Origin of the sequence: Gillisia sp. JM1 (genome assembly GCF_000424645.1) — a bacterium.
In the GTDB taxonomy this organism is placed as follows: domain Bacteria; phylum Bacteroidota; class Bacteroidia; order Flavobacteriales; family Flavobacteriaceae; genus Gillisia.
On sequence record NZ_KE384218.1, the window covers coordinates 812474 to 826418 of the forward strand.

Below are 13945 nucleotides of genomic sequence, written 5' to 3' on the forward strand. Positions count from 1 at the left end.
GTAATAAATCTTGAATAGAAGTTTAGGTAAGATCTTCTCTTAATTTATTTACCAACTCGTTTGTGTCTTCAAAGATCACAAATTCACCATCTTTCAGGTAGGAGATCTGTCCGTTTTCCTCACTTACCACCAATGCTAAAGCGTCAGTTTTTTCAGTAATCCCAACGGCGGCGCGATGTCTTAATCCAAATCTTAAAGGGATAGATCTATCGTTAGAAACTGGTAATATCACTCTGGTTGCAGTAATCTTATTGTCCTCTATGATCATTGCGCCATCGTGAAGTGGGGAATTTTTAAAAAACACCGACTCAATGATCGGCTGATTCAATTCTATATTCATGGCGTCTCCAGAAATTTTAATAAAATCTAGTTTTGTGCTTTTTTGAATTACTATGAGCGCTCCCGTATAGGATCTTGCCATGGCTTCACAGGCTTTCACGATGGCGTTAAGATTTGTTTTAATTTGAGTGTCATCCTTAACGAACTTAAACTGCCTAAAAAATTTCCTTCTCTGCGTGAAATTGGTAGAACCAATCATTAATAAGAATTTCCTTATCTCCTGTTGAAAAACCACAATTAGTGCAAACATTCCTACACCAATAAATTCTCCTAAGACACTGCTTAAAAGTTCCATTTGAAGCAATTCTGTAAGCTTCCACATAAGGTACACGATCACGATACCAATAAAGATGTTTACGGCAACCGTTCCTTTTACAAGTTTATATAAATAGTAAAGTAGTATTGCAACAAATACAATATCTACAATATCCAGAATACGAAGGTTTAAGAAATCCAAATTTTAAGGCTTTGTGTAAAAATAGAAAATTAGAATGTAAGCTGACTCATTAATTTAATCGATTCCACCGCTTCCTTCACGTCATGCACACGTAAAATACTGGCTCCATTTGCAATTGCCATAGTATTTAAAACTGTGGTTCCATTGAGGGCTTCTTGTGGCGTGCAGTTTAGGGTTTTATAAATAGTCGATTTTCTGGAGAGACCGGCAAGAATTGGGAGACCTAGGCTTTTAAGTTTTTTGAGATTAGAAAGCAACTCAAAATTCTGTGTAATATTTTTAGAAAAACCAAACCCAGGATCTACAATAATGTCGTTAATTCCTAATGCTCTTGCAGCTTTTATCTTTTCTGAAAAGTAAAATAGAATCTCTTGAGTAAGCTCATTATATTCGTTGAGGTTTTTCATGGTTTGCGGTGTACCTCTCATATGCATCATAATATAAGGCACTTGAAAATCGGCTACTACCTGCATCATTTTTTCATCCAGATTTCCGGCAGAAATATCATTTACCATTGCGGCACCTGCTTCCAGAGCTTCAGCAGCAATTTTACTTCTAAAAGTATCTATAGAGATAATACTTTCTGGAAAATTCTCGATTATTGCTTCAATAGCTGGAACTACACGATCTAATTCTTCGGTTTCAGAGATGTCATCGGCGCCAGGTCTAGTGCTGTATCCTCCGATATCAAGAAATGTTGCTCCCTGTTCTAGCATTTCTTCAGCAGTTTTAAGCAATGCCGTTAAAGATGTTTTTCGACTTTCAGAATAAAAAGAATCAGGGGTCGTGTTGAGTATCCCCATAACTTTTGGGGTTGTTAAGTCTATTAAATTACCTTTACAATTAATGGTCATGATTGAATTTATATTATTTCTTCTGAAAAGAGGGGACTAAATTAACTTTGACTATCTAAATTATTTGCCCGAAATTTACGCAAATTAGAATAGTTCTATGAAGGATACCTCAAAACAATACGATGCGATAATTAATACTTGTCGTGAGTTATTTGTAAATAAAATGAAAGATTACGGTTGTGCATGGCGCATTTTAAGACTTCCGTCTTTAACAGATCAAATATTCATAAAAGCACAGCGTATAAGAGGGCTTCAGGAAAATGAGGTTAGAAAAGTAGATGAAGATGAAAAACCAGAATTTATTGGGATCATCAATTATTCTATAATGGCATTAATTCAGTTAGAAATGGGAATTGCAACCCAACCAGATCTTTCGGTAGAAGAGGCGATGAGACTTTATGATGAAAAGATCGATCGGGCCAAGGAATTAATGGAAAACAAAAATCACGATTATGGAGAGGTATGGCGTGATATGCGTGTGAGTTCTTTGACAGATCTTATCATTCAGAAATTGCTTAGAGTCAAACAAATTGAGGATAATAAAGGCAAAACACTTGTAAGTGAAGGTATAGATGCGAATTATCAAGACATGATAAATTATGCGGTTTTTGCCATGATTTTAATGGAAGAAGCCACTGCTTAAAAACAAAGATAACATGAAGATATTAGTTGGGGTTGCCAGGATTTTTGTGGGGATTTTGTTTATGATCTCCGGATTTATAAAACTGAATGACCCAATTGGTTTTTCATTTAAACTTCAGGAATATTTTAGTGCACAAGTTCTAGATATGGAGATCTTGGTGCCATTTGCCTTAGTGATCGCTATATTTCTAGTTGTTTTCGAATTGGTGCTAGGGATCATGCTAATTATAGGGTACTTGCCAAAATTTACACTTTGGAGTCTCTTGGTAATGATCGTGTTTTTCACATTTCTAACATTCTATTCGGCATATTTCGACAAAGTTAAAGATTGCGGATGCTTTGGAGATGCTTTGCCGCTTACACCATGGCAATCTTTTTATAAGGATGCAGTATTGCTGGGGCTTATTTTGCTTCTGTTCTTTAACAGGAAGTTGATTACTCCAATATTGGCAGTAGCTTCTCATAGATGGATCATTTTTCTTTCGTTTATGCTCAGCTTTATTTTCGCATATTATGTGCTTATGCATTTGCCACTTATAGATTTTAGAGCCTATAAGGTGGGGAATAATTTACTTGAAGAAATGGAAATTCCGGAGAATGCTGAAAAAGCGGTTTATGAATATAGTTGGAAGTTTAATCAGAATGGAGAAGAGGTAATTATAAAAAATTCCGGAACTTATCCTAATGTTGAAGGTGAGTATTTAAGTGTAGAAACGTCTTTAGTTTCTGAAGGATTTAAGCCTCGAATCCCTGATTTTTCTATCTTAAAGAATGGAGAAAATATAACTCAGGAGATCTTGAATAAAGATAAATTATTGCTAATTGTGGCTTATGATCTAAGAGGCACTGAGAGAGATGGATTTAGCGCTATAAAGGAATTAAGTGAAGAAGCTTTAAAACAAGGATATACCGTAGTTGGCTTAACAGCCTCTGGAGATGATCTTAAAGACGATATTATTTCTAAATTTATTTTGAACTTTGATTTTTATCAGAGTGACGAAACAGTATTGAAAACAATTGTTAGAGCAAACCCAGGGATTCTTACATTGAAAAATGCTACAGTAACTCAGAAAAAACATTGGGCAGACGCTTCAGAAATAGAATTATAAAAAATTAAAAAGAAAATTATGAGAAAAAATATAGTTGCAGGAAACTGGAAGATGAATAATGATCTAGCAGAAACACAGGAATTAATTTCACATTTAAAGCTTCAGATGGTGAAAGAGCCAACGGCTAAGGTTTATGTGGCACCTTCTTTTGTGAATTTATATAATACATTTCAGTCACTTAAAGGAACTGTGGTAAATGTAGCAGCTCAAAATATGCATTATGCAGAGAATGGGGCCTACACAGGGGAGGTTTCAGCAAAGATGCTAAAGAGTATTGGTGTGAATACAGTGATCTTAGGGCATAGTGAGCGTAGAGCTCTATTTAACGAAACAGATGAATTGCTTGCTAAAAAAGTAAATGCAGCACTAGAAAATGATATGGAGATCATTTTTTGTTTTGGAGAAGAACTAAAAGACAGAAAATCCGATAAGCATTTTGAGGTTGTAAAAGAGCAGTTAGAAAATGGCTTATTTCATGTAGAAAAAGATGCGTGGAAGAATATTATTCTTGCTTACGAGCCAGTCTGGGCAATTGGAACAGGGGAAACTGCATCTCCAGAACAAGCACAGGAAATGCATAAATATGTAAGAGGCTTGGTGACAGATAAGTTTGGGAAGGATGTAGCTCAAGAGGTTTCTATTTTATATGGTGGGAGTGTGAAACCTAGTAATGCAGCAGAAATCTTTGAGAAAGAAGATGTAGATGGCGGTCTTATTGGTGGAGCCAGTTTAAAAGCAATAGATTTTTTGAACATTGTAAACTCATTTAGTTAATGTCTAATTACTTAGAGTTTCAATTCAAAATAAGCCCTTTACAGCCAGGTTCAGAGATTTTGATTGCAGAATTGGGTTATGCAGGTTTTGAGAGTTTTGTTGAAAACGAAGATGGAATCACTGCTTATATTCAGTCTGAAGAGTATAAAGATGGAATATTGGAGGACATTCAAATCTTAAAGTCAGATGAATTTGAGATCAGTTTTACTTCTAAAGAGATCGAGCAAGTGAATTGGAACAGTGAATGGGAGAAGAACTTTAATCCAATTGTAGTGGCAGACAAATGCTCTGTAAGAGCACCCTTTCATGAAAAACCAGATACCGAATATGATATTGTTATAGAACCAAAAATGTCTTTTGGGACCGGGCATCACGCGACAACGCATATGATGCTTCAGCATATTTTGAATAATGAATGGAAAGGAAAATCTGTACTAGATATGGGTTGTGGGACTGGAGTTTTGGCGATTCTTGCTGAAATGAAAGGAGCAAAAACTTTGGATGCAATAGATATAGATAACTGGTGTTATTTAAATACGCTAGAGAATGTAGAGCGAAATAATTGTAAGAATATTAGCGTTTATGAAGGAACGGCAGAATTGTTAGAAGGCAAACAATATGATGTGGTAATTGCGAATATCAACAAAAATATACTTTTGGAAGATATCCCTACCTATAGTAAAGGTTTGTCTAGTGGAGGCAAACTTTTTTTAAGCGGATTTTATACTGAAGATGTTTCAGTTATAGAGGAAGTTTGTAATAAAAACGGACTGAAATTTAAAAATAAATTAGTTGAAGATAATTGGACTGCAGCAAGTTTTATAAAAGAATAATTTGTAAGAATTCGTATCTTTACAACTGAATATAAATATATAAGCATTTGGAGATGAGCACGAAAGAAGAAGTATTAGAGGAAAGGGAAACTGCAACTAAAAAAAATAAAAACCATGAGATCGTGTTGTTTAACGATGAGTATAATACTTTCGATCATGTTATAGAAACCCTTATGTATGCTTGCGACCATACTCCAGAGCAAGCAGAGCAATGTTCACTTTTGGTGCATTACAAAGGGAAATGTACGGTGAAAACCGGTCCTTATAATGATCTAAAGCCAAGATGCTCGAAATTATTAGAAGCAGGATTAAGTGCAGAAATAACTGATTAAAAGTCAGATATTCTGGATATAAGTGATATTTTATGCAGTATTTATCCTACATGTATTATATTTTTCATAAGTTTATGGTATAATAATTAAGGATTTCGAAACACCTTGATTTTTTACTTACAACTAAAACCTACTTATGAAAATTAACAAATTATTTTTATTCCTTGCAGGAGCAGGCTTATTATTCACTTCATGTGAAAAGGATGAGCTAAACACATCAGCACAAGAAGAAACATTAAGTGTTACCTCTGAAGTACCAGAATCTGTACTTCAAAAAATTGCAGCCCTACATTTTAATCCAAAAGGTGCAGAAGTTGGAAAAATTATGCTTCCAGGTGGTGGTTTCGAGAAAACATATATTGTAGAAGGAGATATTGCATTAAATGCTGACCAGCTTAACAACATGAGTTCTAGCAATATCCAAGATAAGCAATACCGTACCTTTAATTTGGTAAGCAATAATAAAACTATCGACGTTATTGGATATACCGGTGGATCTCAAGCTTTAACATCGAAGCAAAGAACGGCACTTCAATATGCTATAAATAATTATAATAGATTAAACATTGGATTGTCTTTCACATTGACCTTTGGTACTGATTACTCTCCTTATGATATAGTTGTTTATCAAACCATTAATGGTGAAGCGGGAGGTGTAGCCGGATTCCCAAGTGATGGAAACCCTTACAAATTCGTACAAATTTATGATGGAATGGAGCAATATAGTGTTGACACCAACGAGCATGTAATGACGCATGAGATTGGACATACCTTAGGAATGCGCCATACAGATTGGTTTAGTCGCCAGAGTTGTGGACAATCTGGAGAAGCTGCAGGATCTGATGGTGCTGTGCATATTCCAGGGACTCCAACAGGTTTCGATTCAACTTCTATCATGTTAGCTTGTTTTGGAGCTAATGAAGATGGGGAATTTAATGGAAATGATATTACAGCTTTCGAATATTTATATTAAAATTTAATTAAGCCAATAAGGTGTTTCAAAATCTTAAGTGAGCGTCCCCAACGCTCACTTTTTTTATTTAAAAAAGATCGCGAATGTTTCTCTTGTTTTAAAATAAAACATATATTTGCACCCGCAAAAAGGCCTCGTGGCGCAACTGAATAGCGCACTTGATTACGGCTCAAGAGGTTGCTGGTTTGAATCCAGCCGAGGTCACTTCTACTACTAATAAGTAGTATTAAAACCAAGCAAATCTTAGTATTTGCTTGGTTTTTAGTTTTTTATACGTTCATTTAAAATGATATGATTTGTATTTAAATGGTAGCTAAATGGTAGCTTTTTTTTAAATGGTAGCTAAGCTACCATTTAAGTATTATCTTAGTTTTGCATTGATTGACTTTCGTCTTAAACATTGTTTCATTTAACGACGATATTATGCGTAGTACAAAAACATTTTCTATCCGCTTTTGGGCAGACACCCAAAATGCACAAAACGATCAAGCTTTAATATATCTAAGATTAACCGTGAATCAAAAGCGGTTAAGTTTGAGTTTAAAAAGAAAAGTATCCATCGATTTATGGGTTGCAAAAAGTCAGCAACTTCGAGGAAATTCCAACGAGGCAAAACAAATCAATCAATACCTTGAAGAAGTTCGTACCCGACTTTTCCAAATTTATCAAGATTTAAAATATAATGATGAGCTGATTACTGTCCAAAAAATCAAATCGTTATATTGTGGGGACAATCAAACCTCAAGAACTTTATCCGAGCTTATAGAATATCATTCCAAAAAAATTAAAAATACCCACGCTGCTGGTTCTATTAGAAATTTTGCTGTTACCGAAGGGTATATCAAAAAATATCTCCTAAAGGATAAGAAAACCACTGACGTTTATCTAAAAGAATTAGATTACAAGTTTCTGTGCGATTTTGAGCGTTTTCTACATGCTTATTACCCCAAAGGTCATGATAGGGAAATGAGCCATAATACAGTTATGAAGCACATCCAGCGACTTCGTAAGATGGTTACGCTTGCCTATCATCTTGAATGGTTGGACAAAGACCCTTTTAGACGTTGGAAAATGACATTTGAAAAGAAGGAACGAGATTTTTTAACAGCCAATGAGCTTTCTAATATAGAAACTTACGAATTTCCTATTGTACGCTTGGAAAGAGTAAGAGACCTATTTTTATTTAGTTGCTACACTGGTATGTGCTATGCGGATATTCGAAACTTGAAAGAAGACAAAATACTAGCAGGAATGGATGGAAATAATTGGGTGGTTACACACCGCCAAAAAACCAAAACGAAGATAAAAATTCCGTTACTTACAAAAGCAAAACTGCTCCTAGAGAAATATAATGGTCATCCAATGGCAGTAATTTCGGAAACCCTATTTCCTGTTATAACCAACGAGAAGGTCAATCTTTATCTTAAAGAGATAGCATCAGCTGTAGGGATTAATAAGAATCTTACTTTCCATATGGCGCGACATACATTTGCCACTACAGTAACTTTGAGCAATGGAGTCCCCATAGAGACGGTTTCAAAATTGTTAGGGCACACAAAAATAGCTACTACACAAATTTATGCGAGAGTTCTGGAGGAGAAATTGAGCAATGACATGAACACGTTACAGAAAGTACTTTCTGCCAAAGAGTAGATTTTTGAATTTCAGCTAAGGTTTTTAGAAAATTTTGAGTTTGGAAACAGAAGTTTTAAAACTGCATCTTGTGATAAATCAAAATAGAGATGGTTTAGGGAACAATATTTATTTGAATTCGTATTCAGTCAAGATATTATATTTTCAAAATTTGGATACAAACTTTTTTCTTGCTGTGTAGAGTTAAACATATCTTTATTATAGCGAAGATATTATAAAGAGGTGACGGGTATCCTTAACATTTATACTTTTGAACGTGCTTTTAATATTTTGCTTTAGTAGACTAAGAAATGAAAGAATGCAGCTCATAACCCGAAGGTCACTGGTTCGAGTCCAGTTCCCGCTACTAGGAAAGACAAGGCTTCACAGAAATGTGGGGCCTTTCTTGTTTCTAATGGGTACAGAATAAGTTCATTTTCGTTGGGTAATATTGTTTAATCTCCTTTGAACTTGTTTGGTATTAAATTTTATGAATTTGCTTTTTGCCATTAAAAAGATTCTGCTGAAGCGTAGGTGTTTCTGTTATAAAATAGTTTAGTATTGACTTATAATGCATTTGTACATACTTCGCAATGGTATTGAATGAATTAAATTCAGAGTTTTCGACTTTGTTTTAGCAATGTGCCATTTTAGTTACTCCACAACTTTTGAGATAAATCATTTAAAAGTTTACTTATTGTATTCTGAGACCCAAACACTCAATCGATCTACTGCGGTAATTTCAAGTATAATTTTTAAAATTGAATTAACTCCATCCAAAATTTCCTCTGTTACAATTGTTACTGTAGATCCCATTACATAATTCTAATTTTGTCTGGAATTTAAAAAACCAGTAGATGGAATTACTTGAAATATTTGGTTATATAAGTGCGGTCATAATTGGGATATCACTTGGCTTAATAGGAGGGGGAGGGTCTATTCTTGCCGTGCCGGTACTGGCATATTTATTCTCCATGGGTGAGAGGGTAGCTACGGCTTATTCATTGTTTATAGTAGGAGCTAGTGCCCTAGTAGGTGGTATTCAACAACATTATAAAGGTTATGTGGACTGGAAAACTGCGATAATTTTCGGGATACCTGCTATAATAGGTGTAACTGTGGTGAGGCATTATGTAGTTCCGGCATTACCGGAAACCTTATTTTATATTCAGGACTTTGAATTTACCAGAAGGATGGCTATGTTTGGGTTATTTGCGGTGCTAATGATACCAGCGGCTTTTTCCATGTTACGAAAAAAAAGTACTGATGATCAAAACAATTCAGAGAAACAGGTTAAGTATAATTATCCGCTCATTTTGGCTGAAGGTCTCATAGTTGGTGCAATAACTGGAATGATTGGAGCGGGAGGCGGATTTCTAATCATCCCGGCGCTGGTAATTTTGGCTAATATTGAAATGAAGACTGCGGTGGGAACTTCGCTAATTATTATAGCCTTTAAATCTTTATTAGGGTTCTTCCTAGGAGACGCATTGACTATGGAGGTTGACTGGGCCTTCCTTGGAGTTATTGTAAGCCTTTCTTTTATAGGTATTTTCCTAGGATCCTACTTAAGTAATTACATCAACAGCGAACGCCTAAAAAAAGGTTTCGGTTACTTTATATTTCTTATGGCCGGATTTATTTTTTACATGGAATTTTTTGTCAAAAATTAAGAAATAATTTAAATTTTAAAGAAAATGGAAAACTTAAACAATAAAGATTTTGCACAAAAAATCAAAAAGGATAAAGATGCAATTGTCATTGATGTGCGAACTCCTGAGGAATGGAAAGAGGGTATAATACCAAATGCTTTATTGATCAATCTATTTGAACCAATTATTTTTCAACAGGAAATTGCGAAACTAAATAAGGCTAAAAATTATTACATATATTGTCGTAGTGGGAACCGGAGCGGTCAGGCTTGCCAGTTAATGGATTCCAAAGGTCTCAATACCTATAATCTTGAAGGTGGTATTTTGCAATGGAAGGAAAAACTATCTGAACCGAGCTATTAATTTTATTCTATAATAATGAAAGGTAACTCAAAGGAATTTTGGGAAGAAAGATATAGTGATAAGGATTACATATATGGTGAAAATCCAAATATTTTCTTTCAAAACCAGTTAGAAAAAATAGATCCTGCATCTATCCTGCTTCCAGCCGAAGGTGAGGGTCGAAATGCTGTATTTGCAGCAAAAAAGGGTTGGCAGGTCACTGCATTTGATAGCAGTAAAGCCGGAAAGAATAAAGCTTTAAAGCTTGCACATAAGAATGAGGTAGAAATAGATTATCAAGTTTCTACGGCAAAAGAATTTGAGAGCCATAAGAAATTTGAAGCAATCGCACTGATCTATGCTCATTTTAATGCTGAAGAAAGGCCTGCTATTCATAAGCGCTTATTACAATTTTTAAAGCCTGGTGGAATTTTAATTTTTGAAGCTTTCTCTAAAAATCAACTTGATTATAGTTCAGGTGGGCCTAAAGATGTAAAGATGCTTTTTTCCAACGAAGAAATCAGGAGTGAATTTAAGGGACTTAATATAGAATATTTGGAAGAGCTAAAAATAGAACAGCGGGAGGGGAAATACCATCAGGGGGAAAGTAGTGTGCTGCGAATGCTGGGAAGAAAAAACTAATGCCTTCTGTACTAAGTACGTAACAATTGTTACTGTAGGAATCAATAATATTGATCAATTTTACAAAAGAAAATAAGAAAATAAGAAAATAAGAAAATATAAAATTACGAATTATGAAGATAAAACAGTTTAAAGATGCTCCATTATCCCATTTTTCTTACGCTTTGGTAAGTAACGGAGAGATGGCACTTGTAGATCCCAGTAGGAACCCTGTCCCATATTATAAATATGCCGAAGAGGAAAATGCTAAAATAACAGCAGTTTTTGAAACTCACCCGCATGCAGATTTTGTGAGTGGTCACCTTCAAATAAGCAAGGAAACTGGTGCAACCATTTATATTAGTGAAAAAGTAGGGGTGAATTATCCGCATCAAAGTTTTGATGAAGGAGATAGTGTCAAAGTAGGAAATGTAACCATTAAACCTATATTTACCCCAGGCCATTCCCCAGATAGCTTAACTTTTCATGCTTTTGAAAATGATGAACATGTCTTATTTACCGGGGACACGTTATTTATTGGAGATGTAGGTCGTCCAGATTTAAGGGAAAAGGCAGGGAATATGAAGGCGAAAAGGAAAGAGCTTGCCAAAATGATGTACCATTCTATTCAAAATAAATTTAAAGATCTTCCTGACGACGCTAAAGTTTATCCAGCCCACGGTGCAGGTTCTTTATGCGGAAAAAGTATGAGTGATGCGGATAGCAGTACCTTGGGTAATGAACGTATAGGCAACTGGGCATTTAAAGATCAAACTGAAGAAGAATTTGTTTCAGAAATCTTAAAGGACCAACCCTTTATCCCATCTTATTTTGGTTTTGATGTGGATTTAAACCGTGAAGGTGCAGATAATATTCAATCTGCCAAATATAGTATACCATTCAAATTAAATGTGGATAATATTGATAATGAATTGCTTGTAGTGGATACAAGGGATGAGCAGCTTTTTAAAAAAGACCATCTGCCCAATAGCATTAATATCATGGCACGAGGAGAGAATGATAAATTTGAAACTTGGCTTGGGGCTATTATTGAACCAGATGAACAATTTAACTTAGTACTTGAGGGGATCGACAATTTTGATGAAATTCTTGAAAGGGTCGCTAAAATTGGTTATGAAAAACAATTGAAAGGAATTTTCACCTTATCTGAAAAGATTTCCAATTCTTCAGAAGCATTTGATTTACTAAGTTTTGATAAGAACAAAGAAAAATATACGATCATAGACATTCGTAATGCCAGTGAAGTTTCAGAGGGTAAAATCTTTGAAAAGGCTCATAATATTCCACTTAATGAGTTACGAAAAAGGTTAGATGAGCTTCCAAAAGATAAGCCCATGGTAGTGCACTGTGCAGGTGGTTATCGTAGTGCTGCGGGAAGTAGTATTTTAGAAAGTGAAATAGCTAAAGTGCCCGTTTATGATTTAAGTGAGGATATAAAAAAGTATAAGTCCTAATGGACCTAAAACTAGGTTTAAAGGAAAACTGGAAACAGTTTTCCTTGCTGGTTTTAATTAATGCTTTTGTTGGCGGAATGGTGGGGTTGGAGAGGAGTATTTTCCCCCAATATGCTAAAGAGATTTTTGGCATAGAATCCAACATTGCAATTCTTTCATTCATAACGGCCTTTGGTATTACCAAGGCCGTTACTAATTTATTGGCAGGCAGGTTTGCCAATAGGTTTGGGAGAAAAAGATTGTTGATTGTTGGATGGCTTTTCGCCATTCCCATTCCTTTTATTTTAATGAACGCGACCAGTTGGAACTGGGTGATCTTTGCTAATGTTTTACTGGGTATTAACCAGGGTTTAACATGGAGCAGTACGGTGATTATGAAAATTGATCTGGTAGGAGTAAAGAATCGTGGCTTGGCTATGGGTCTAAATGAATTTTCAGGTTACCTCGCAGTAGGCGTAGTGGCATTTCTGTCTGGATACATAGCTAATATCTATGGTATTACACCCTATCCTTTTTACATTGGTATTGGGATTTCTGTGGTGGGATTAATAATGAGTTATCTTTTTATAAAAGATACCCGAAGTTTTGTAACAATAGAGAAAGAAGTCAATGATACTTCTTTATTACAAAATATATTTCTGGACACTACATTTAAAAATAAAACTTTAAGTTCGGTTACCCAGGCTGGTTTGGTTAATAATTTAAACGACGGGATGATATGGGGATTGTTGCCTGTTATGCTATTAGATATAAATTATGATGCTCAGGAAATTGGTATAATTGCGGCAGTTTACCCAACAGTATGGGGAATAGGTCAGTTGTTCACCGGTAGAATGGCTGATGTTTATTCGAAAAAGGCTTTACTTTTTTGGGGAATGTTATTGCAGGGAATTGCTATTTTATTATTTCCCTTTTCAGATAATTTTGTTTTCTTAGTTACCATTGCGTTTACATTAGGAATGGGCACAGCATTAGTTTATCCTACATTCTTATCTGTTATCGCAGCATCAACAAATCCAGTCCAACGCGCAGAAAGTATTGGAGCTTTTAGATTTTGGCGTGATTCGGGTTATGCTATTGGTGCGATAATGTCTGGAATAATAGCAGATTCGCTTGGCGTATCGGCTGCAATTATTATAATCGGGTTTATAACGTTGTCTTCAGCTGTAATCATTAAACTGCGAATGCCTGTTGAAAAGATTTTTGCCAAGGTCTAACCTGAAAAAATTGCTGTTTTTTCATTTTAAAATACTGATGAATTTAAACTTAGATGAGCTTCTATTTGGTTTGTAACAAAGGTTACCGAGATAACACTGACTATTCAATATATTCGCATAAAATTATATAAAATGGAATGGATTTATGAACCTTGGCCTTGGTATATATCTGGCCCGCTCATAGCAGTAACTATGTTTGTACTGCTTTATACAGGAAAGCAATTTGGAATGTCATCAAACCTGCGCACCATGTGCAGTATTGGAGGTGCTGGCAAAGCAGCTGACTTCTTCAAATTTGATTGGAAAAAAGAGCGTTGGAACCTTATGGTCGTACTAGGTGCTGTTTTGGGCGGTTTTTTTGCATCAACTTATCTATCTAATAACACTGTGGAAATAAATGAGCAAGTAGCCAATAAATTAAGCACTGAATATGGAATAAATAGTGCTGGGGAAGCTTATATGCCTACGGAAATATTTGCCTTGGAAAATCTTGGTAACCCGTTGGTTCTTTTTGTGCTAATCGCAGGAGGTTTTATGGTGGGGTTTGGTGCTCGATATGCTGGTGGGTGTACTTCAGGACATGCGATTTCTGGATTGAGCAACCTGCAACTCCCTTCACTAATTGCTGTGATAGGCTTTTTTATTGGTGGACTCATAATGATCCATTTGCTTTACCCATTAATATTTTAAATG

Annotated in this window: 16 protein-coding genes and 1 tRNA gene; 14 read left to right on the forward strand and 3 right to left on the reverse strand. The window is 35.3% G+C overall.

The genetic code is table 11. The annotated features are described in order from the left end of the window. Positions 1 to 22: 22 nt before the first annotated feature. Positions 23 to 796 carry a diadenylate cyclase gene (locus H033_RS0106930; protein WP_026837651.1) on the reverse strand — a complete coding sequence of 258 codons (774 nt, stop codon included), beginning with the start codon at positions 794 to 796 and terminating at the stop codon, positions 23 to 25. 29 nt (positions 797 to 825) lie between these two features. Further along, entirely contained in the window at positions 826 to 1650 is an 825-nt protein-coding gene (gene folP / locus H033_RS0106935; RefSeq protein WP_026837652.1) for a dihydropteroate synthase, read from the reverse strand. 97 nt (positions 1651 to 1747) lie between these two features. Here folP and H033_RS0106940 point away from each other — a divergent pair, with 97 nt between their 5' ends. The 8 genes from H033_RS0106940 to H033_RS0106975 all read left to right on the forward strand — a co-directional run bounded on the left by H033_RS0106940 (position 1748) and on the right by H033_RS0106975 (position 7966). After that, positions 1748 to 2293, forward strand: a complete 546-nt coding sequence (locus H033_RS0106940; RefSeq protein ID WP_026837653.1) for a DUF1599 domain-containing protein — start codon at positions 1748 to 1750, stop codon at positions 2291 to 2293. Between the two features lie 13 nt (positions 2294 to 2306). Next, a complete protein-coding gene (locus tag H033_RS0106945; protein WP_026837654.1) occupies positions 2307 to 3401 on the forward strand; it encodes a BT_3928 family protein in 1095 nt (364 codons plus the stop codon). Between the two features lie 18 nt (positions 3402 to 3419). Further along, positions 3420 to 4175, forward strand: coding sequence for a triose-phosphate isomerase (gene tpiA, locus H033_RS0106950; protein ID WP_026837655.1), 756 nt, complete (start codon positions 3420 to 3422; stop codon positions 4173 to 4175). Further along, a complete protein-coding gene (gene prmA, locus H033_RS0106955) occupies positions 4175 to 5008 on the forward strand; it encodes a 50S ribosomal protein L11 methyltransferase (RefSeq protein WP_026837656.1) in 834 nt (277 codons plus the stop codon). Before tpiA ends, prmA begins: the two co-directional genes overlap by 1 nt. 53 nt (positions 5009 to 5061) lie before the next feature. Further along, on the forward strand, positions 5062 to 5340 hold the full coding sequence (locus H033_RS0106960; RefSeq protein ID WP_026837657.1) for an ATP-dependent Clp protease adaptor ClpS: 279 nt from the start codon (positions 5062 to 5064) through the stop codon (positions 5338 to 5340). A gap of 136 nt (positions 5341 to 5476) precedes the next feature. Next, positions 5477 to 6313, forward strand: a complete 837-nt coding sequence (locus H033_RS0106965) for a M57 family metalloprotease (protein WP_026837658.1) — start codon at positions 5477 to 5479, stop codon at positions 6311 to 6313. Between the two features lie 130 nt (positions 6314 to 6443). Continuing rightward, positions 6444 to 6517 (forward strand) — tRNA-Arg (locus H033_RS0106970). 219 nt (positions 6518 to 6736) lie between these two features. Then, the gene (locus H033_RS0106975) at positions 6737 to 7966 is read left to right on the forward strand and encodes a site-specific integrase (protein ID WP_026837659.1); all 1230 of its coding nucleotides are present in this window, start codon (positions 6737 to 6739) and stop codon (positions 7964 to 7966) included. 669 nt (positions 7967 to 8635) lie between these two features. Here H033_RS0106975 and H033_RS22275 read toward each other — a convergent pair. Next, the gene (locus tag H033_RS22275; RefSeq protein ID WP_262489303.1) at positions 8636 to 8761 is read right to left on the reverse strand and encodes a hypothetical protein; all 126 of its coding nucleotides are present in this window, start codon (positions 8759 to 8761) and stop codon (positions 8636 to 8638) included. A gap of 41 nt (positions 8762 to 8802) precedes the next feature. On the opposite strand from H033_RS22275, the gene H033_RS0106990 reads away from it, so the two are divergent. The 6 genes from H033_RS0106990 to H033_RS0107015 all read left to right on the forward strand — a co-directional run bounded on the left by H033_RS0106990 (position 8803) and on the right by H033_RS0107015 (position 13942). Next, positions 8803 to 9618 (forward strand): sulfite exporter TauE/SafE family protein, encoded by an 816-nt coding sequence (locus tag H033_RS0106990; protein WP_026837660.1) that lies wholly within the window; start codon positions 8803 to 8805, stop codon positions 9616 to 9618. Between the two features lie 24 nt (positions 9619 to 9642). Beyond that, a complete protein-coding gene (locus H033_RS0106995; RefSeq protein ID WP_026837661.1) occupies positions 9643 to 9960 on the forward strand; it encodes a rhodanese-like domain-containing protein in 318 nt (105 codons plus the stop codon). A gap of 15 nt (positions 9961 to 9975) precedes the next feature. Next, a complete protein-coding gene (locus tag H033_RS0107000; protein WP_026837662.1) occupies positions 9976 to 10581 on the forward strand; it encodes a class I SAM-dependent methyltransferase in 606 nt (201 codons plus the stop codon). Positions 10582 to 10694: 113 nt separating this feature from the next. Beyond that, a complete protein-coding gene (locus tag H033_RS0107005) occupies positions 10695 to 12035 on the forward strand; it encodes a rhodanese-like domain-containing protein (protein WP_026837663.1) in 1341 nt (446 codons plus the stop codon). Then, positions 12035 to 13252 carry an MFS transporter gene (locus tag H033_RS0107010; RefSeq protein WP_026837664.1) on the forward strand — a complete coding sequence of 406 codons (1218 nt, stop codon included), beginning with the start codon at positions 12035 to 12037 and terminating at the stop codon, positions 13250 to 13252. The genes H033_RS0107005 and H033_RS0107010 overlap by 1 nt, the downstream gene beginning before the upstream one ends. Before the next feature lie 132 nt (positions 13253 to 13384). Then, positions 13385 to 13942 carry a YeeE/YedE family protein gene (locus H033_RS0107015; RefSeq protein ID WP_026837665.1) on the forward strand — a complete coding sequence of 186 codons (558 nt, stop codon included), beginning with the start codon at positions 13385 to 13387 and terminating at the stop codon, positions 13940 to 13942. Positions 13943 to 13945 lie beyond the last annotated feature (3 nt).